This is a genomic window from Kitasatospora sp. NPDC058048, assembly GCF_042885555.1.
In the GTDB taxonomy this organism is placed as follows: Bacteria; Actinomycetota; Actinomycetes; order Streptomycetales; family Streptomycetaceae; genus Kitasatospora; species Kitasatospora lactacystinica.
The window spans coordinates 17,845-37,677 of sequence record NZ_JBHVRT010000027.1 but is presented as its reverse complement, the minus strand read 5'-3'; the positions used below and the strand labels follow the sequence as shown (position 1 = coordinate 37,677).

Here is a 19,833-nt window from a genome sequence, read left to right as displayed (position 1 = left end):
CAGCCCCGCCCCCCCCGCGCGCCCCTGCCCCCGCCGGCGCCCCGCCGCCCCGGGGAGGGAAGCGGCGGGCCGCCGGCGGAACCGTGCGGGGCGGGCTCAGATGAGGCCCAGCTCCTGGACCGCGTCGCGCTCCTCGGTCAGCTCCTTGACCGAGGCGTCGATGCGGGCGCGCGAGAAGTCGGAGATCTCCAGGCCCTGGACGATCTCGAACTTGCCGTCCTTGGTGGTGACGGGGAAGGAGGAGATCAGGCCCTCCGGAACGCCGTAGGAGCCGTCGGAGACGACACCCATGGAGGTCCAGTCGCCCTCGGCGGTGCCGTTGACCCAGGTGTGGACGTGGTCGATGGCGGCGTTGGCGGCCGAGGCGGCCGAGGAGGCGCCGCGGGCGTCGATGATGGCGGCACCGCGCTTGGCGACGGTCGGGATGAAGTCGCCCTCCAGCCAGGCCAGGTCGCTGCCGACGGCCTCGAAGGCCGGCTTGCCGGCGATCTCGGCCTGGAAGATGTCCGGGTACTGGGTCGCGGAGTGGTTGCCCCAGATGGTGACGCGCTTGATGTCGGAGACCAGGGCGCCGGTCTTGGACGACAGCTGGCCGACGGCGCGGTTGTGGTCCAGGCGGGTCATCGCGGTGAAGCGCTCGGCCGGGACGTCCGGGGCGTTGCGCTGGGCGATCAGGGCGTTGGTGTTGGCCGGGTTGCCGACGACCAGGACCTTGATGTCGTCCGCGGCGTTGTCGTTGATGGCCTTGCCCTGCGGGCCGAAGATGCCGCCGTTGGCCGACAGCAGGTCGCCGCGCTCCATGCCCGCGGTGCGCGGACGGGCGCCGACCAGCAGCGCGACGTTGGCGCCGTCGAAGGCCACGTTCGGCTGGTCCGTGATCGTGATGTCGCGCAGCAGCGGGAAGGCGCAGTCGACGAGCTCCATGGCGGTGCCCTCGGCGGCCTTGAGGCCCTGCGGGATCTCCAGGAGGCGCAGGTTCACCGGCACGTCGGCACCGAGCAGGTGGCCCGAGGCGATGCGGAAGAGCAGCGCGTAGCCGATCTGGCCGGCTGCTCCGGTGATGGTGACGTTGACGGGGGTGCGGGTCATTTCTACCTTCTCCAGCAAATCGCCAGGCGCCCCAGGCACACCGGCACTGGAGCCAGGATGATCTCTCTCGACGTCGAGAGACCGGCGTCAGGTTATCGCAAAGGGAAGCGTATGCCCGGTGTCCCGGCGTGGCTGATGCGTCACAGAAGCAAGGCGGCCCCCGCCCGGGCCCTGGATTTCCACGGGACCGGGCGGGGGCCGTCGCGGGCCCTGCGGATCAGTGCCTGGGCCGGCCCATCAGCTGGCCGATGTTGTCGAGCAGCGGGATCTGCAGCCACGGGTTCGGCTGCGCCACCAGGGTCAGCAGCACGATCGAGATGCCCAGGAAGCTCAGCACGATCACGTCGGTGAAGCGGCTGCGCACCGCCAGCATCCCGACCTCGGGCAGCACCAGCCGCAGCACCGCGCCGAGCAGCACGCCGCAGCCGAGGATCAGCAGCCCGTACTTGAACCCGTCCTTGAAGTCGGCGAACCAGGTGACCGCGAGGCCGGCGCCGACGACCAGCAGGACCAGCGTGATCGGCCACTGCCGCACCGGCAGCGCGTGCTCGCGTCCGAGGGCCGCGGAGGCGCCCTCGGGCGGCAGGGTGCCGGTCGTCCTGACCGGCCTGCGGCGGGACCGTGCCGGTCGCGGTTCAGTCATGCTCGCCGTCCCTGGGGTGTCAGATGCCGGCGCGGCGCTCGGCCGCCTCGACGATGTTGTTGAGCAGCATCGCGCGGGTCATCGGGCCCACGCCGCCGGGGTTCGGGGAGATCCAGCCGGCCACCTCGGCCACCCCCGGGTGCACGTCGCCGACGATCTTGCCCTCGCTGCGGCTGACGCCCACGTCCAGCACCGCCGCGCCCGGCTTGACGTCCTCCGGCTTGACCAGGTGCGGCACGCCGGCGGCGGCCACGATGATGTCGGCCTTGCGCAGGTGGGCGCCGAGGTCCCGGGTGCCGGTGTGGCACAGGGTGACGGTGGCGTTCTCGCTGCGGCGGGTCAGCAGCAGGCCGATCGAGCGGCCGACGGTGATGCCGCGGCCGACCACGACCACCTCGGCGCCGTTGATCTCGACGTCGTGGCGGCGCAGCAGCTCGACGATGCCGAGCGGGGTGCACGGCAGCGGGCCGTCGATGCCCAGGGCGAGCCGGCCGAGCGAGGTCGGGTGCAGGCCGTCGGCGTCCTTGTCCGGGTCCATCAGCTCCAGGACCGGGTTCTGGTCCAGGCCCTTGGGCAGCGGCAGCTGGACGATGTAGCCGGTGCAGGACGGGTCGGCGTTGAGCTCGCGGACGACGTTCTCGACGTCCTCCTGGGTGGCGGTGGCGGGCAGCTCGCGCTGGATCGAGGCGATGCCGACCTCGGCGCAGTCCTTGTGCTTGCCGTTCACGTACCAGCGGCTGCCCGGGTCGTCGCCGACCAGGACGGTGCCGAGGCCGGGCGTGACGCCCTTCGCCTTGAGGACCGCCACGCGGGCGGCGAGTTCGGACTTGATCGCGGCGGCGGTGGCCTTGCCATCGAGAATCTGGGCAGTCATGACCCCATTCTCCCGGATCGCCGGGGGTCTCCGTACCGAGGGCGTCCGACCGCTGCCGCCGCGCTCGCGGGCGCGGTCCCGGGCGCGGCTCCGGCCCGGTCCCGGGCACGCCTCCGGGGTGGACGAACAGGTGAACGGACGGGTGAACGGACGGGTACGAAGGTCCGACGCACGTTGCGGTTGCGCCACAGTCTTGACGCGGCACGCGGAACCGGCTGGACAGGGCGCCGCCGTCCGGATGACGATAAGCGCGCATTCCCGCCGCGATACCGGCCCGGTGACGGGCCGACGGACCCCGCGGCGGGGCGTACCCGGGGGAAAGAGCCAGTGAGCCGACCACAGCAGAACGAGCAGTCCGACCGCGGGGGCACCGTTCCGCCCGCGCCGTACCCGTCGGCCGTCCCGCACCCCTGACGCTCACCACGCTGCGAGCCGCGGCGCCCGTCACCGCCGCCGGGCCGTTCCCCGCTCCGCCGACGTCCCCCTCGGCCGGTGACCCGACTCACCGACCGGGACCGTCCGCGTCCCGTCCCCGCGTCCCCGTAACTGCCCGGAGGCATCCATGACGTACCCGCCCGACCCGAACAACCCGTACGGCCAGCCGCCGGCCGCCCCGGGCTACGGCTACCCGCAGCAGGCCCCGCCGCAGGCCGCGCCGGGCTACGGCTACCCGCAGCAGGCCCCGGCCTACGGGTACGCGCCGATGGTCCCGCCGTCCATGCCCGGCCTGATGACCACGGCCCGGGTGCTGCTGTTCATCGTCGGCGGCGTCCAGACGCTCGCCGCGATCTCCTACGTGATCATCGGTGCGGCGGCCAAGGACGTCACCAACGCCGCCAGCCGGACCACCAGCGACGACAACCCGTTCACCGCGCTGGGCGACGCCGCCGCCGGTGTCCTGCTCGTCGTCGGTGTGCTGTTCGGGCTGTTCGCCGCGCTCTCCATCACGCTCGGCGTGAAGTTCGGCAAGGGCGGCAACGCCGTCCGCGTCACCACCATCGTGTACGGCTCGCTGGGCGCCCTGGTCGGCCTGCTGATCCTGCTCGGAGCCATCTCCGGCGGCACCGCGGTCGGCCTGGTGATGGCCCTGCTCTGGCTGGCGATCAGCATCATCTGGATCACCGCCATGTGCGTCCAGGACGGCGTCAACTGGTTCAACCGGCCGCGTTACTGACCGGCCCGCACGACCTGCGCAGAGCGGCCCGGCTCCCTCCTCGGAGGGGGCCGGGCCGCTCTGTCGTTCCGTCACGCCGTCACACCGTCACGCCGCCGGCGGGACCGGTGGAATCGGCGGGATCAGTGGAAGAAGTGCCGCGCGCCGGTGAAGTACATGGTCACGCCGGCCTCGGCGGCCGCCGCGACGACCTCCTCGTCCCGGATCGAGCCGCCGGGCTGGACGATCGCCCTGACACCGGCCGCGATCAGGATCGCCGGGCCGTCCGCGAACGGGAAGAAGGCGTCCGAGGCCGCGTAGGCGCCCTTGGCGCGCTCGCCGGCCCGCTCGACCGCGAGCTTGCAGGAGTCCACCCGGTTGACCTGGCCCATGCCGACGCCGACCGAGGCGCCGTCCTTGGCCAGCAGGATCGCGTTGGACTTGACGGCCCGGCAGGCCCGCCAGGCGAAGGCCAGCTCGGCCAGCTCGTCGGCGGTCAGCGCCTCACCGCTGGCGAGGGTCCAGTTCGCCGGGTCGTCGCCCTCGGCGTGCACCCGGTCGGCGTCCTGGAGCAGCACGCCGCCGGAGATCGGGCGCACCTCCTGGCGGTTGGCCGGGGCCTCGGGGGCGAGCAGCACCCGCAGGTTCTTCTTGCGGGTGAGCACCTCCAGGGCGCCCTCCTCGTAGCCGGGGGCCACCACGACCTCGGTGAAGATCGGGGCGATCTGCTCGGCCAGCGCGACGGTGACCGGGCGGTTGACGGCGATCACGCCGCCGTACGCGGAGACCGGGTCGCACTCGTGCGCCTTGCGGTGCGCCTCGGCGACGTCGGCGCCGGTCCCGATGCCGCACGGGTTGGCGTGCTTGATGATCGCGACGGCCGGCTCGGCGTGGTCGTAGGCGGCGCGGCGGGCGGCGTCGGTGTCGACGTAGTTGTTGTACGACATCTCCTTGCCGTGCAGCTGCTGCGCGCCGGCCAGGCCTCCCGTGCCGTCGCTGTAGAGCGCGGCGCCCTGGTGCGGGTTCTCGCCGTAGCGCAGCACGTTCTGCCGCTCCCAGGTCGAGCCGAGGAACTCGGGGAAGCGCTCGTCGCTGGGCGCGTAGCCGTCCTCGAACCAGGAGGCGACGGCCACGTCGTAGGCGGCGGTGTGGGCGAACGCGGCACCGGCCAGGCGCTTGCGGGTGGCCAGGTCGAAGCCGCCCTCCTGCGCCGCCTTCAGCACGTCGCCGTAGCGGGCCGGGTCGACCACCACGGCCACCGAGGGGTGGTTCTTGGCGGCGGCGCGGACCATGCTCGGGCCGCCGATGTCGATCTGCTCGACGCACTCGTCCGGGGTGGCGCCGGAGGCGACGGTGGCCTTGAACGGGTAGAGGTTCACCACGACCAGGTCGAAGGGCTCGACGCCGAGCTCGGCCAGCTGGGCGCGGTGCGACTCCAGCCGCAGGTCGGCCAGTACGCCGGCGTGCACCCGGGGGTGCAGCGTCTTCACGCGCCCGTCCAGGCACTCCGGGAAGCCGGTCAGCTCGGAGACCTCGGTCACCGGGACACCGGCGGCGGCGATCCGGCCGGCGGTGGAGCCGGTGGAGACGATGGCGACCCCGGCGGCGTGCAGGCCCTGGGCCAGCTCCTCCAGACCGGTCTTGTCGTACACGCTGATCAGCGCGCGACGGATCGGACGGACGTTCTCCGAAACGGGCGTGGTGGAGCTGGCACTCATGCCGGAATCCATACCTTTCGGTCCTCGATGCGGTGACCTTCGCGGGCCAGCCGGCCCACGACGTCGACGAGCAACTGGCGCTCGACAGTCTTGATGCGCTCGTGCAGCGCTTCGCCGCCATCGGCGTGGTCGGCGTCGACGACCTCGACGACGCCCTGCGCGATGATCGGCCCGGTGTCCACGCCGGAGTCGACCAGGTGGACGGTGCAGCCGGTGACCTTCACGCCGTACGCGAGCGCGTCGGTGACGCCGTGGGCGCCGGGGAAGGAGGGCAGCAGTGCGGGGTGGGTGTTGACGGTCCGCCCGGCGAAGGCGGCGATGAACTCGGGGCCGAGGATCTTCATGAAACCGGCCGTGACCACCAGGTCCGGCTGGTACTCGGCGACGGAGGCGGTCAGCGCGCGGTCCCAGGCGGCCCGGTCCGGGTGGTCCTTCACCCGGTGGACGAAGGTCGGCAGGCCCGCCTTCCCGGCGCGCTCCAGGCCCGCGATCCCGTCCCGGTCCGCGCCGACGGCGAGGATCTCGGCGCCGTAGGCCGGGTCGGCGACGGCGTCGATCAACGCCTGCAGGTTGGTGCCGGAGCCGGAGACCAGCACCACCAGGCGGGCCGGTCCGGGCGTGCGGGGCGGGAAGTGCTGGGCGGGGGCGGCGGCCACTGCGCGTCTCTCCGTAGGTCGGGCGCCGTCCGCTGGTACGTCCACCGGTGGTGGGGCCACTACGAACGGCAGGTCGAGCGAGGGGAACTCCGGGGAAATCCGCCGCGACGCGGGCCCCGGGGAACCTCTGTGGGCTGCTGACCGTCACCACGATAACGGCTGGTCGGAGGGCCTCCGCACCCTCCCGGCGGCGCTACGCGCGTAGTTGAGACGGGGATCTCCTCCGGCCCACCGCACCGGAGTTGCCCCGGACCGCACCGGCCCCGGCGTCCCCGCCCACCCCGCCGCACCGGGCCGCCGGTGGCCCGGCGGACGACTGCGGGATCATTGGGGGCGCGGGAGACCGCTCCGACGCGAGAACCTCCGAACGAGCCCCGACCGAGAAGGAATGGCTGAACCCATGAGCAGCGGCGACGACACCGGCGAGCGCAACCCCTTCGCGCCGCCGCCGGCGGATGCCCCGGACCAGCCGTGGCAGCCGCGCAGCCCCTGGGCCGGCGGGGGCCACGGCTCCGACGGCCAAGCGGGCCCCACCGGGCAGGGCGGCCCCACCGGTCCGGGCGGCTCCGACGGCAGGGGCGGCTCCGACGGCAGGGGCGGCGAGCGTCCGCAGCTGCCGCCGCCGTGGGGCCCCGGCGACGGCCGCACCGGCCAGCGACCGCCGTCCCCGCAGCCGCCCCGGCTCGACCTCGCCGATCCGGCCCACCGCAAGGCCCGCAACGCGGCGCTGGCCGGGCCGTTCGCCCTGGTCTGCCTGTTCGCGGGGTTCCACTGGATCGCCCTGCTGATCGGGGCGCTCGGCGTCGTCTGGGGCGTCGGCGCGCTGCGGACCCGGCGGCCCGCCCCGGCCGCCACCGTCGCCGGGCCGGCCGGGCCGCTCCCCGCGGCCCCCGCCCCGAACCCGCTCACCCCGGCGGCGCTCGCCGGCGTCCTGACCGGTGCGATGACCATCGTGGTCGCGACCTCGGTGATCGGCCTCGGGTACCACTACCGCGACTACGTCACCTGCGTCCAGGACTCGCTGACCAGCGTCGGCGCCCAGAACTGCGACCGGTACGCGCCGCAGTGGTACGTGGACTTCACCGGGAACACCGAGTAGCCGGACCTCCGGGTCCGCCCGGTCGCCCCGGCCCCGGTCGGTCGTCGAGGCCCGCTCAGTCCTCGGGGCCCGCGCGGTCGTCCGGGTCCCGCCCGGCGGGGCCCGGTCCGCCGGCGGCGGGCCCGGCACCCGGCTCCGAAAGCCGCAGCACGAGGGCGTACGTACAGGCGCGCAGCCCCAGCGCACCCCGGCGGGCCTGGCGCGCGAGCCGGGCGTACACGCCCACGCCGTCCGCCGGGCCCAGCATCCGGTACCGGACCAGCAACGCACCCGGGACGGCGACCAGCGCGATCCAGCCCGCCGCCGCCGGACCCGTCCACGGCAGCGGCCCCACCCACGCCAGCCGCTCGCCCGCCAGCGCCCCGCCGGAGAGCCGGCCCAGCACCGCCGCCCCGGCCCCGACCCACAGCGCCGCCGCCAGCGCGGCCACCACCGTCGCAGCCGGCGTCCAGGGCTCGGGCCGCTCCCCGGCCCCCGCCCCGGAGACCGGCAGCCGCCGGCCCGCCGCCGCACGGCCCAGCAGCACCGCCGGAACCACCCCGGCCAGCAGCGGCAGGACCGACGCCGCGAGCCGCCAGCCGCCCGGCCCGTCCGCCGGCAGCAGGGCGAACAGCGGGAACTCGGGCACCGGGCCCAGCACCGCACCGGTCGGCGACACCACCGTCCCGGCGCCGAGCGCGAAGCCCGGCCCCAGCGCGTACGCCGCACCCCACAGCACCGCGTTCGGCAGCAGCGCCAGCGCGAGCAGCACCAGCCCCAGCAGCGCGACGGGCCCGCCGCCGAGCAGCGCCATCCCGTGCCCACCGCCCGCCACCGCGTCCAGCACCGCCGAGAACACCACCAGCAGACCGCCCGCCGCGACCAGCCCGGCCCCGGCCGCCAGCGCCGCGGCCCGTACCACCGGCGCACCGTCGACCGGGCGGTACGGCGGCGGGAGGCGGTCCAGCGGGGAGTCGACCGGCACGTCGAGGACGGCCACCGAGCGGGCCCCCGCGGCCGTCGCCAGGCCCGCCACCAGCGCCACCACCAGCACGTCCAGCAGCACCCGGCTGCGGAACGGCCCGGTGGCCGCGCAGTGCAGCGCCACCGCGAAGGCCACCGCGCAGTACCCCGCCCACACCGCCACCGGACCGCCCCAGCGCGGGCGCGGCCCGCGCCGGGCGGCCACCCCGGCGGCCGCCCGGTGGAGCCGGACCACGGCCAGGGCGCCGAGCAGCAGCGGAGTGACCGTCAGCGGGGCGTCCGCCGGCCCGCGCAGCAGCGGCGCTCCGTGCCCCAGCAGCCAGAGCGCCCCCGCCAACCGGGTGACAACGGCCGCACCGTCGTCCGCGTACGGCGTCGCCACCCAGAGCCCGAGCACCGGCGCCCCGACCACCGCCAGGCCGACCAACGCCGTCCGTACACCCGCCAACAGGTCGGCCAGCGCGGGGCGTCCGCCCAATTCACCGGGCGAGTCCAGGATCGGACGGCCCATCAGCTGCGTCATGGGCCACATGGTGCCAAGGCGACTCGCCATGCTCCGTGAAGCGCCAAACCGCCGCCGTGTCCCAGATTATTGGCTTATGCGCATTTTCAGACCTTGCCCCCAAGCCGCCGGCGCCCCGGCCCGGAGCGTCTGATGGCCACGCCACCCACCGCCGACTCCCCCACTCCGGAGCGCCACCGCAGGCCCGCCCTCGCCGAGACCGACCCGGGCCGCCTGCTGCGGAAGCTGACCCCCCGTGAGGCCCAGACCCTGGCCCACCTCGCCGCCGGCCACGACCTCCCCCGCACCGCCGCCACCCTCGGGGTCACCCCCACCACCGCCCGCAGCTACCTCCAGCGCGCGATGCGCAAGCTCGGCACCCGCACCGCGGCGGAGGCACTCGCCCTGCTGGCCGGCACGCCGCCGCGCCCCCAGGACCCCGGCCCGACCGGACGCCCGGCGAACCTCACCGGCCTCGACCCGGCCGACCCGGGCCCGGCCCCGGGTGCCGGGCTCCCACCGGACGAACCGGTCCTCCTGCGGCCGGTCCCGGACTCCTCCGCCCCGGCCACCCCCGGTTCCGTGGCGGGAGCGGACCGCCCGCGGGCCGACGCGGCCACGGACGGGGAGGCGACCGGGAAGCGGAGCCGCACCCGAGCCGGGAAACCCGCCCCGGGACCCTGGGACGGCACCCGGCGGACGGCCCCGGCCGAGCAGCCGCGGCAGGCCGCCGACGGGCCGCCGGCCGACGGGAGGAGCGCCGCCCCCGGGCGCGCGCAGGAGCCCCGCACGCCTGGGGACCGGCCAGGATCCGCCGCCCTCCAGGCGCCTCCGGCCGCGGTGGCGGACGACGGGCGGCGTCAGCCGACCGACACCGGCCACCCGCCGACGGCCCCCGGGGACCCCGACCGGCACGGCGGCCTGCCCGGCGCTCCCGCCGACGGGCCGGCCTGGCAGGCGAGCGCTCCGGCCGCCGACGCGGCCGGTGGAGGCGGGTCCGAGGAGGCCCCCGCCGGCCCGGCCGCCGGCCACGGCGACACGCCGCACCACGCCCCGGCCGCCCCCGAGCCGGACACCGAGCCGGACACCGAACGGCCACCGGCCGCCGAGTTCGTGGCGCCCACCGCCGTCGGCTCCGGCCCGGACCGGAACGCCCCGCCGGAGCACGCCGAGCACAGCGCCACCGCCGCCCCCGCGGCGCCCGTCCGGGCCCCGGCCGCACCCGAGCGGGACACCGAGCCGGACACCGGGCCGGACGCCGAACGGCCACCGGCCGCCGAACCCGACCGGGCGCGGACGGCACGGACGGAGCCGCAGGACCCTGCCGCCGCCAGTCCCGGCCGGGCGGCGCTGGCCGCCGCCGCTCCCTCGGACGCGGACGACGACCTCGACGCCGAGCCCCCGGCGATGGGCTTCGACGAGCTCTACGAGACCGCGCACACCCGGCTGGTGCAGCAGGTGTTCCTGCTGACCGCCTGCCGGCACCGGGCGGTGCACTGCGTGCGGCGGGCGTTCGGCGAGGCCCGGCGGTGCTGGGGCACGGCCGCCGGTTCGGGGAACCCGGAGGGCTGGGTACGGGCGCGCGCCTGCGAGCTGGCGCTGTCCCCGTGGCACCGGGGCGGCCCCCGGCGGGCGCACGCGTGGGGGCTGCCGCACCGGCGGATCAAGGTGCGGCCGGCCGACGAGACCCAGGCGGTGCTGCCGGACCACGACCGGCTGACCGACCGGGACCGGGCGCTGCTGAAGGCGCTCAAGCGGCTGTCCCGCCCCCAGCGCCGGGCGCTGGTGCTGCACGACGGGCTGGGGCTGCCGGCCGTGGCGGTCGCGGTGGAGGTGGAGTCCACCCTGGCGGCGGCCGAGGGACGGGTGTGGGCCGCCCGGGCGGCGCTGGCCGCGTGGGTGCCGGACCTGGTCGGGCCGGACCCGGCGGCGCCGGGCTTCGCGGACGGGCTGTGCGGGCTGCTCCACCGGGCGGCGGTGCGCGGCTGCCCGGAGCCGCACCGGACGCCGGTGCCGGTGCTGCGGGCCCGGTACCGGCTCCGGACGGCGAGCCGGACGGGCGCGGCGGCGCTGCTGACGGTCGCGGTGGGCGGGGCGACGCTGGCGACCCTGGCGGGGGTGCGCCCGGCGGAGCTGTTCCGGCCGACCATCCCGCCGACGCCCACGCTCTGCCTGGCCGCCACCGCGGCGCAGGCGGCGGAGCCGGCCGTGCCGCTGCTGCCCGACGGGGCGCCGAACGGCATCACCAGCATCTGGTGCAGCCCGGCGCCCGGCTTGGAGGCCGTCCTGGTGGATCCGCAGCCCCAGGCGGTCGCGCGCTGGGAGTTGCCGCCGGCGGCCCGGGGCGCCGCTCCGCCGCCGCAGGGCCCGGCGGCCTGCCGGCAGTGGTCGCCGCTGCCCTGCACCACGGGGCCGGGGCGGCACTGAGCCGCGAACGGCGAGCGCCCCCGCCCGGGAGGGCGGGGGCGCTCGTCACGCGCGGGGCGGGATCAGGCCTGGGCGGCGATGATCTCGCGGGCCAGGCGGGCGGTCTCGGACGGCGTCTTGCCGACCTTGACACCGGCGGCCTCGAGGGCCTCCTTCTTGGCCTGGGCGGTGCCCGAGGAGCCGGAGACGATGGCGCCGGCGTGGCCCATGGTCTTGCCCTCGGGGGCGGTGAAGCCCGCGACGTAGCCGACGACCGGCTTGGTGACGTGCTCGGCGATGTAGGCCGCGGCACGCTCCTCGGCGTCGCCACCGATCTCACCGATCATGACGATGATCTCGGTCTCCGGGTCCTCCTGGAAGGCCTTGAGGGCGTCGATGTGGGTGGTCCCGATGACCGGGTCACCGCCGATGCCCACGGCCGAGGAGAAGCCGATGTCGCGCAGCTCGTACATGAGCTGGTAGGTCAGGGTGCCCGACTTCGAGACCAGACCGATCTTGCCGGAGGTGGTGATGTCGGCCGGGATGATGCCGGCGTTCGACTGTCCGGGGCTGATCAGGCCGGGGCAGTTCGGGCCGATGATGCGGGTCTTGTTGCCCTTGGCACCGGCGTGCGCCCAGAAGGCGGCGGTGTCGTGCACCGGGACGCCCTCGGTGATGACGACGGCCAGGCCGATCTCGGCGTCGATGGCCTCGACGACGGCGGCCTTGGTGAAGGCCGGCGGCACGAAGAGGACGGAGACGTCGGCCCCGGTCTTCTCCATCGCCTCGGCGACGGAGCCGAAGACCGGGATCTCGGTGCCGTCGACGTCGACCGTGGTGCCGGCCTTGCGCGGGTTCACGCCGCCGACGATCTGGGTGCCGGAGGCGAGCATGCGGCGGGTGTGCTTCATGCCCTCGGCGCCGGTCATGCCCTGGACGATGACCTTGCTGTCCTTGGTAAGGAAGATAGCCATGGTGTTAAGTCCCCTTCCTTACTTGTTGGCCAGCTCGGCGGCGCGGTCAGCGGCGCCGTCCATGGTGTCCACGCGCTGGACCAGCGGGTGGTTGGCGTCGTCGAGGATCTTGCGACCCAGCTCCGCGTTGTTGCCGTCCAGACGGACGACCAGCGGCTTGGTGACGTTCTCGCCCTTGCCCTCCAGGAGCGCGAGGGCCTGCACGATGCCGTTGGCGACCGCGTCGCACGCGGTGATGCCGCCGAAGACGTTGACGAAGACCGACTTGACGTCGGGGTCGCCCAGGATGATCTCCAGGCCGTTCGCCATGACCTCGGCGGAGGCGCCGCCACCGATGTCGAGGAAGTTGGCGGGCTTGACGCCGCCGTGGTTCTCACCGGCGTACGCGACCACGTCGAGGGTGCTCATGACGAGGCCCGCGCCGTTGCCGATGATGCCGACCTGGCCGTCGAGCTTGACGTAGTTCAGGCCCTTGGCCTTGGCGGCGGCCTCCAGCGGGTTGGCCGCGGCCTTGTCCTCCAGGGCCTCGTGCTCCGGCTGGCGGAACTCGGCGTTCTCGTCCAGGGAGACCTTGCCGTCGAGCGCGATGATCTTGCCCTCGCCGGACTTGATCAGCGGGTTGACCTCGACGAGGAGGGCGTCCTCCTTGATGAAGACGGTCCACAGCTTCTGCAGGACCTCGGCGACCTGGTCGGCGACCTCGGCCGGGAACTTCGCCGCGGCGACGATCTCGGCGGCCTTCTCCGGGGTGCAGCCCTCGTTGGCGTCGACCGGGATCTTGGCGAGCGCCTCGGGGTTCTGCTCGGCGACGACCTCGATCTCCACGCCGCCCTCGACGCTGGCCATGGCCAGGAAGGTGCGGTTGGTGCGGTCCAGCAGGAACGAGACGTAGTACTCGTCCTTGATGTCCGCGGTCTGGGCCAGCATCACCTTGTGAACGGTGTGGCCCTTGATGTCCATGCCGAGGATCTGCTCGGCCTTGGCGACGGCGTCCGCCGGGTCGGCGGCGAGCTTGACGCCGCCGGCCTTGCCTCGGCCACCCACCTTCACCTGAGCCTTGACGACGGCGCGGCCGCCGAAGCGCTCCGCGATGGCGGCAGCGTCTGCGGCGGTCTCGATGACATCGCCGTCAAGCACGGGCACGCCGTGCTTGGCGAAGAGGTCCCTCGCCTGGTACTCGAACAGGTCCACGTGTTTGTCCTTGTTCGTGGTCGCGGATTGTGTCTCTACGAGCGTGCCACGGCAGGATCTTCGCTGCGGGTCGTCGGGGCGGTGCGGGTACGCAGAGGTACGGCCTTGCGGCCCACACAGCCACGGGCGCACACGTCAATCAACACGCGCGTCACGTCCGTCTGGCAGGTTATCCCCGCGGGACGGGACTGTTCCGCCCGGGGCCTGCCCGGCATGGGTGAGAACCGTCACAGAATGCCCAGGAGGGACGGGGTGGGCGGCCGGTCCACCGATCGGTCCGATTAGCGCGTTCGGGTGAATCCCTCACCCCCCCTGCGCAGGCACCGGGATCGGGCGCTTCTCGATCGCCGCCGCCATGATCTCCGGGAACGCGTCCGGGGTGCAGGCGAAGGCCGGCGCGCCGAGCGAGGCCAGGGCGGCGGCGTGCGCGTGGTCGTACGCCGGGGCCCCCTCGTCGGAGAGCGCGAGCAGGGCGATGAACTGGACGCCGGCCGCCTTCATCGCGGCGACCCGCTTGAGCATGCCGTCCCGGATGCCGCCCTCGTACAGGTCGCTGATCAGCACCACGACGGTCTCGGAGGGCCGGGTGATCTTCGACTGGCAGTAGGCCAGGGCGCGGTTGATGTCGGTGCCGCCGCCGAGCTGGGTGGCGAACAGGACATCGACCGGGTCGGTGAGCTGTTCGGTGAGGTCGACCACCGAGGTGTCGAACACGACCAGCCGGGTGTCCAGGGTGCGCATCGAGGCGAGCACCGCGCCGAAGACCGCCGAGTGGACCACCGAGGGCGCCATCGAGCCGGACTGGTCGATGCAGAGGATGACGTCCTTCTTCACGGCGCGCTGGGCGCGGGCGTAGCCGACCAGCCGCTCGGGGACGACGGTGCCGTGCTCGGGCAGGTAGTTCTTCAGGTTGGCCCGGATGGTGCGGTCCCAGTCGATGTCGCGGTGGCGGGGACGGTTGACCCTGGCACTGCGGTCGAGGGCGCCGCCGAGCGTGGCCCGGGTGCGGTCGGCGAGCCGGCGCTCCAGGTCGGCGACCACCTTGCCGACCACCGCCCGGGCGGTCTCCCGGGTGGTCTCGGGCAGCGCGTGCTTGAGCGACAGCAGGGTGCCGACCAGGTGCACGTCCGGCTCGACGGCCTCCAGCATCTCCGGCTCCAGCAGCAGCCGGTCCAGGCCGAGCCGGGTGATCGCGTCCTGCTGCATCAGCTGCACCACGGTGGACGGGAAGTACTCGCGGATGTCACCCAGCCAGCGGGCCACCTGCGGGGCCGAGCCGCCCAGCCCGGCACCGCGGCGCCCGGTGCGCCCGGCCCGGGCGCCCTCCTCGGGGGCGCCGCGGTAGAGCGCGGCGAGGGCGCCGTCCATCGCGGCGTCGCGGCCGCGCAGGGCGCAGCCGGTGCCGTCGGCCTCGCCGCCGAGCACCAGCCGCCAGCGGCGCAGCCGTTCGTCGGTCGTGGGCGCTGCCATCTCGTCCTCCTTCAGCGGGTCCTGCGGTGGGGCAGGCGTTCGGTGCGGTGGGTGCCAACGCGGCGGGTGTCAGGTGTCGCGGCCGGCGGCCTGCCGGGGGATCCTCGGGCGGATCCCGAGCAGCAGGGCCACCACCGGGACGGCGGCGTCGGCCCGGGCCCGGTCCAGCTCACCGGCCGCGGCGTCGACGGCCGGCGGCTCGCCGAGCGGGCCGGCCGCGACCCGGCCGCCGATGGTGGTGCGCACGCCCGCCTCCAGTCCGGCGAAGGTGCGGCGCAGCAGCGGCAGGACGTCGGTGAAGGCCTCGCCGCTCACCCCGGTCAGCCACTCGTCCAGCAGGGCGAGCAGCCGCGGGTCGTGCAGCAGCAGGGCGCCGCCGCCGGTCAGGAAGCCCTCGACCCAACCGGCCGCGTCGGCCGGGGCGTTGGCGGCGGAGAGCACCAGCCGAAGCCGTCGGCCGGCCTCCGCGGAGTCGAGCCGGCCGTCGTCCAGCAGCAGCCGCACGGCCCGGCCGCGCAGCAGCCCGGGGGCGCCGGTGGCCGGTCCGCCGGCCGGCTCGCGGCGGGCCAGCGAGCGCAGGGCGGCGGCCCAGCGGTCGGCCAGGCCGGCCAGGCCGTCCGGGTCCGGCGCGGTGCCGACGGTAGTGGTGGTGTCGGCCGTGGTGGTGCCGGCGGTAGTGGCGTCGCCGGGATCGGCGGCCAGCAGGCCGATCGCGCCGTGCACCTCGTCGAGGCGGCCGCGCATCGCCTCCGCGCCCTGCGCGTCCAGGCCGACGCAGCCGGACGGCAGTCCGACGCAGATCCGCTCGGCCAGGCCCGCGGCCGCCTCGGCGAGCGCGCCGTGGTCGGTGCCGCGCACGTCGCCGTAGCGCAGCGCGCGGACCAGTGCGGGCAGCGCGCCCGCGAGGTGCGCGACGTCGGTGTCCAGCGCCGCGCAGTCGGCGAGCACCCGCATCACGGCGGGCAGTGCGCCGGACAGCCCGGCCAGCAGGCAGGTCTCCACCAGGCCGGTCAGCTCGGCGAGTTCCCCGGCGGCGCGGGCGGTGCCGACGGCCTTGTTGGCCGCGGCCTCCTCGACCGTGGTGCCCCACTGGGCGGCCTCGGCGATCCGGACCGCGAACTCGGGCTGCCAGCACAGCCGCCAGCTCTCCCGGAACGTCCCGGTCGAGTTCACCGAGGAGCGCGCGGGCACGCCCCAGTCCACGCCCAGCAGCCGCAGCCGGTGCAGCAGCCGGGAGCGGGCCGCGTCGGTGTCCTTGCGCAGGTCGAGGTCGACGTCCTTCGGCGCGGCCTCGGGCTTGAGCCGCAGCGAGCGCTGCAACCGGGTCAGGTCGCGCTGGAGCGGCACCGCCGGTGCGGCGTCCGGGACCTCGCCGAGCGCGTCGCCGACCACCAGGCGGTCCCGGACCAGCTCCAGGGCGACGTCCGAGCCCTCGCAGAGCACCGCGCGCACGGCGTCCAGGGTCTCGGTCAGCCCGGCGAGCGGGCGGCCGCGCAACACAGCCAGGGTCTCGGCCAGCCGGACCGCCTCGATCACGTGCGCGGAGGAGACCGGGTGGTCCTCGGCGCGCAGCAGGTCGGCCGCCCGGGTGAGCCAGCGCGGCACCGGGTCACCGTCGGTGGTGAACAGGTGGTGGTACCAGCCGGGCGACTGCACACCCGCGCCGTAACCGGTGGCCTGGGAGAGCCGGCGGTGCGTCCACGGCACCCAGGTGATGTCCGTCCGCACCTTCTTCGGCAGTGCGGCGAGCAGCGCCCGGTCGTGGGCGACGGTGGGCATCCGCTCCAGCGCGGGGACGTGGAAGGCCCCGCAGACCACGGCGATCCTGCGGTGCCCGGCGCGGCGGGCGGCACGGATCTGCTGGCGCATGTACGCCTCGCGCAGCAGGTCCCGGCGGGACTCCCCGAGGCCCTCCGCGCGCAGCGCGCCCATCGCCTCGGCGACGGCGGCGAACGGCGCCAGCGCGTCGTCGCCGGGCGCGCGGTGCTCGACCACGTCCTCCCACCAGCGCTCCGCGTCGTCGTGCCCGGCCGCCTCGGCGAGCAGCGCCAGCGGGTCGGCGACCGGCCCGGCGTCCTCCTCCTCGGCGGCCGTGCCCTCGACGGCCGTCCCCTCCTCGGCCGTCCCCTCCGCGTCCTCCTCCGGGGCCGGCGCGAAGCCGTGCCCGGCGGGCAGGTCGATGAAGCGGACCGGCAGGTCGTGCTCCACGGCGTGCCGGATCGCCACCCATTCCGGGGAGAACTCGGCGTACGGCCAGAAGGCGGCCTTCGCCGGGTCGTCCACCGCGTGGGCGAGCAGCGCGACCGGCGGGACCAGGTCCTTCTCCGCGGCCAGGTGGACGATGCCGTCGGCCTCCGGCGGGCCCTCGATCAGCACCGCGTCCGGCCGCCACTGCGCCAGCGCGGCGGCGACCGCCCGGGCCGAGCCGGGGCCGTGGTGGCGGATGCCCAGCAGGGCGACCTCGGGCGCCGTCATGCCCCCACCTCACGGGCGGCGCGGTAGAAGTCCTTCCAGCCGTCGCGCTCGCGCACCACCCCTTCGACGTACTCGCGCCAGACCGCCCGGTCCGCCACCGGGTCGCGGACGACGGCGCCGAGGATGCCGGCCGTCACGTCCCCGGCGCGCAGCACGCCGTCGCCGAAGTGGGTGGCCAGCGCGAGTCCGTTGGTCACCACCGAGATCGCCTCGGCGGTGGAGAGGGTGCCGCTCGGGGTCTTGACCTTCGTCCGGCCGTCCACCGTGATCCCGGCCCTCAGCTCCCGGAAGACGGTGACCACGCGCCTGATCTCCTCGGCGCCGCCGGGCAGTTCGGGCAGTTCCAGGGAGCGGCCGAGCTGGTTGACCCGGCGGGTGACGATGTCGACCTCCTCGTCCAGCGAGCCCGGCAGCGGCAGCACCACGGTGTTGAAGCGGCGGCGCAGCGCGCTGGACAGCTCGTTGACGCCGCGGTCGCGGTCGTTGGCGGTGGCGATCACGTTGAAGCCGCGCACCGCCTGCGTCTCGGAGCCCAACTCCGGTATCGGCAGCGTCTTCTCCGACAGGATGGTGATCAGGCTGTCCTGCACGTCGGCCGGGATGCGGGTGAGCTCCTCGACCCGGGCGATCCTGCCCTCGGCCATCGCCCGCATCAGCGGCGAGGGCACCAGGGCGTCCCGGCTGGGCCCGCGGGTGAGCAGCTGGGCGTAGTTCCAGCCGTACCGGACGGCCTCCTCGGGGGTGCCGGCGGTGCCCTGCACCAGCATCGTGGAGTCGCCGCTGATCGCCGCCGCCAGGTGCTCGGACACCCACGTCTTCGCGGTGCCCGGCACGCCGAGCAGCAGCAGCGCGCGGTCCGTCGCCAGCGTCGTCACGGCGACCTCGACGACCCGGCGCGGGCCGATGTACTTGGGGGTGATCCGGGTGCCGTCGGGCAGTTCGCCGCCGAGCAGGTACGTCGCCACGGCCCACGGCGAGAGCTTCCAGCGCTCGGGACGCGGACGGTCGTCCTGTGCGGCCAGCGCGGCCAGTTCGCCGGCGAACGCGTCCTCGGCGTGCTGCCGCAGAACGTCGGTCATGGGGGCTCCTTCGGGTCTGCCGCCGGGCACACGGGTGCCCCGGGCGCAAGGGTGATCGGGGGGAGCCAGGTCGGCGTCCCGGCCTGTGGAACCCACCCTGCACCGAGCCACTGACAACCCGGCGGGGCCCCGGACGGGCCGTCAGCCGATGTCAGTGCCGCCGCCTACGGTCGGTCGCATGGAGGAACGCTGGAGCACCGAACACGTCCTGTCCCTGGCACCTGACGCGGCCTCGCAGAAGGCCGCGGGCAAGCTGTCCGCGCCCGCGCCGTGGTCCGGCACCGGCACCGACGGCACCGCGCTGTGGGGCGAGTGCAAGGGCAGCGGCCGCACGCCGTACCGCACCGCGATCGAACTCGCCACGCCCGCCTACCAGTGCAGCTGCCCCAGCCGGAAGTTCCCGTGCAAGCACGCGCTCGGGCTCCTCCTGCTGTGGAGCGGAACCCCGCAGGCCATCCCGGCCGGGGAGCCCGCCGACTGGGTGGCCGAGTGGCTCACGTCCCGCCAGGAGCGCGCCGAGAAGCGCGTGAAGGAGCAGGTCGTCGATCCGGAGGGCGCCCGGCGCCGGGCCGAGCGGCGCGGCGCCCGGGTCGCGGCCGGCGCGGCCGAGCTGCGGCTGCGACTGGCCGACCGGATCCGGCACGGCCTCGCCGACCGGTCCACCGCCGGGCCCTGGGAGGAGGTCGCCGCCCGGATGGTCGACGCACAGGCCCCCGGCCTGGCCGCCCGGGTCCGCGAACTGGACGCGCTGCCGCAGGAGCGGCTGCTGGAGGAGTACGCGATGCTGCACCTGCTCGCCACCGCCGCCACCCGGCTGGACGAACTGCCCGCCGAGCTGGCCGCCACCGTCCGCACCCGGGTCGGCTACACCGTGGAGAGCAACGAGGTGCTGGCCGGCCCGACCGTCCGCGACCGCTGGCTGGTGCTCGGCAGCCGCGACACCTCGGACGAGCGGCTCATCACCCGCCGGATCTGGCTGCGCGGCGCCAAGACCGGCCGCCCGGCGCTGCTGCTCTCCTTCGGCCGCACCGGCCAGGCCCCCGCCCTCGCCCTGCCCACCGGCCACCTGGTGGAGGCCGACCTCGCCTACCACCCGGGCGCCCACCCGTTGCGCGCCACCCTCGGCGAGCGCTACGGCGCCCCCGAGCCGGGCCCCGCCGAACCGCCCGCCGGGCTCACCGTCGCCGAGGCGGTGGCCGGCTACGGCACCGCCGTCGCCGACGACCCGTGGCTGGAGAGCCGGCCGACCGTGCTCGGCGACGTCGTCCCGGTCCGCACCCCGGACGGCTGGTTCCTGACGGACGGCCACCACACCGTGCCGGTCCGTGCCTCGACCGTCCCGGAGACGGCCCTGTGGCGGCTGGCCGCCGTCTCCACCGGCCGCCCGCTGACGGTCTTCGGCGAGTACGGCCACCAGGGCTTCGCCCCGGTCACGGCCTGGGCCGCCGGCCGACGCCCGGTCGGCCTCACCAACGCTTAGGGCGTGCCCCAGCCACGCCCCGGAGCGTGCCCCGGACACACCCCAGACACTGCCCAGGAGA

The 19,833-nt window shown here is 75.3% G+C and carries 15 protein-coding genes; 4 read left to right on the top strand and 11 right to left on the bottom strand.

From position 1 onward, the window contains the following. Positions 1 to 96: 96 nt before the first annotated feature. From ACFVVA_RS26235 to ACFVVA_RS26225, 3 genes are all read right to left on the bottom strand, one after another. Complete coding sequence (locus ACFVVA_RS26235; protein ID WP_359915194.1) at positions 97 to 1,089, bottom strand: malate dehydrogenase; 993 nt, start codon at positions 1,087 to 1,089, stop codon at positions 97 to 99. 217 nt (positions 1,090 to 1,306) lie between these two features. Then, on the bottom strand, positions 1,307 to 1,732 hold the full coding sequence (locus ACFVVA_RS26230) for a DUF3017 domain-containing protein (RefSeq protein WP_359915192.1): 426 nt from the start codon (positions 1,730 to 1,732) through the stop codon (positions 1,307 to 1,309). A 19-nt stretch (positions 1,733 to 1,751) separates the two neighbouring features. Beyond that, positions 1,752 to 2,606: a bifunctional methylenetetrahydrofolate dehydrogenase/methenyltetrahydrofolate cyclohydrolase gene (locus ACFVVA_RS26225; protein ID WP_387693191.1), complete on the bottom strand. Its 855-nt coding sequence runs from the start codon at positions 2,604 to 2,606 to the stop codon at positions 1,752 to 1,754. Positions 2,607 to 3,168: 562 nt separating this feature from the next. On the opposite strand from ACFVVA_RS26225, the gene ACFVVA_RS26220 reads away from it, so the two are divergent. Continuing rightward, on the top strand, positions 3,169 to 3,780 hold the full coding sequence (locus tag ACFVVA_RS26220; RefSeq protein WP_359915188.1) for a hypothetical protein: 612 nt from the start codon (positions 3,169 to 3,171) through the stop codon (positions 3,778 to 3,780). Positions 3,781 to 3,902: 122 nt separating this feature from the next. Here ACFVVA_RS26220 and purH read toward each other — a convergent pair whose 3' ends face one another. Both purH and purN read right to left on the bottom strand, forming a co-directional pair. After that, positions 3,903 to 5,477, bottom strand: coding sequence for a bifunctional phosphoribosylaminoimidazolecarboxamide formyltransferase/IMP cyclohydrolase (gene purH, locus ACFVVA_RS26215; protein WP_387693189.1), 1,575 nt, complete (start codon positions 5,475 to 5,477; stop codon positions 3,903 to 3,905). Beyond that, on the bottom strand, positions 5,474 to 6,133 hold the full coding sequence (purN, locus tag ACFVVA_RS26210) for a phosphoribosylglycinamide formyltransferase (protein WP_359915185.1): 660 nt from the start codon (positions 6,131 to 6,133) through the stop codon (positions 5,474 to 5,476). The genes purH and purN overlap by 4 nt, the downstream gene beginning before the upstream one ends. 400 nt (positions 6,134 to 6,533) lie before the next feature. Here purN and ACFVVA_RS26205 point away from each other — a divergent pair, with 400 nt between their 5' ends. Next, positions 6,534 to 7,232 carry a hypothetical protein gene (locus ACFVVA_RS26205; RefSeq protein WP_387693187.1) on the top strand — a complete coding sequence of 233 codons (699 nt, stop codon included), beginning with the start codon at positions 6,534 to 6,536 and terminating at the stop codon, positions 7,230 to 7,232. Positions 7,233 to 7,287: 55 nt separating this feature from the next. On the opposite strand, the gene ACFVVA_RS26200 is transcribed toward ACFVVA_RS26205, so the two are convergent. Next, entirely contained in the window at positions 7,288 to 8,718 is a 1,431-nt protein-coding gene (locus ACFVVA_RS26200) for a DUF6350 family protein (RefSeq protein WP_387693185.1), read from the bottom strand. 132 nt (positions 8,719 to 8,850) lie between these two features. On the opposite strand from ACFVVA_RS26200, the gene ACFVVA_RS26195 reads away from it, so the two are divergent. Next, positions 8,851 to 11,124 carry a LuxR C-terminal-related transcriptional regulator gene (locus tag ACFVVA_RS26195; RefSeq protein ID WP_387693183.1) on the top strand — a complete coding sequence of 758 codons (2,274 nt, stop codon included), beginning with the start codon at positions 8,851 to 8,853 and terminating at the stop codon, positions 11,122 to 11,124. 62 nt (positions 11,125 to 11,186) lie between these two features. On the opposite strand, the gene sucD is transcribed toward ACFVVA_RS26195, so the two are convergent. From sucD to ACFVVA_RS26170, 5 genes are all read right to left on the bottom strand, one after another. Then, positions 11,187 to 12,077 (bottom strand): succinate--CoA ligase subunit alpha, encoded by an 891-nt coding sequence (sucD, locus tag ACFVVA_RS26190; protein WP_387693181.1) that lies wholly within the window; start codon positions 12,075 to 12,077, stop codon positions 11,187 to 11,189. Positions 12,078 to 12,095: 18 nt separating this feature from the next. Continuing rightward, positions 12,096 to 13,268, bottom strand: coding sequence for an ADP-forming succinate--CoA ligase subunit beta (gene sucC / locus ACFVVA_RS26185; RefSeq protein ID WP_359911285.1), 1,173 nt, complete (start codon positions 13,266 to 13,268; stop codon positions 12,096 to 12,098). A 303-nt stretch (positions 13,269 to 13,571) separates the two neighbouring features. Further along, entirely contained in the window at positions 13,572 to 14,738 is a 1,167-nt protein-coding gene (locus ACFVVA_RS26180; protein WP_387693178.1) for a VWA domain-containing protein, read from the bottom strand. A 69-nt stretch (positions 14,739 to 14,807) separates the two neighbouring features. Further along, positions 14,808 to 17,213 (bottom strand): DUF5682 family protein, encoded by a 2,406-nt coding sequence (locus tag ACFVVA_RS26175; protein ID WP_387693176.1) that lies wholly within the window; start codon positions 17,211 to 17,213, stop codon positions 14,808 to 14,810. Then, entirely contained in the window at positions 17,210 to 18,292 is a 1,083-nt protein-coding gene (locus ACFVVA_RS26170) for an AAA family ATPase (RefSeq protein WP_380548889.1), read from the bottom strand. Before ACFVVA_RS26170 ends, ACFVVA_RS26175 begins: the two co-directional genes overlap by 4 nt. 178 nt (positions 18,293 to 18,470) lie before the next feature. On the opposite strand from ACFVVA_RS26170, the gene ACFVVA_RS26165 reads away from it, so the two are divergent. Then, positions 18,471 to 19,772, top strand: a complete 1,302-nt coding sequence (locus ACFVVA_RS26165) for an SWIM zinc finger family protein (protein WP_387693174.1) — start codon at positions 18,471 to 18,473, stop codon at positions 19,770 to 19,772. Positions 19,773 to 19,833: the final 61 nt, after the last annotated feature.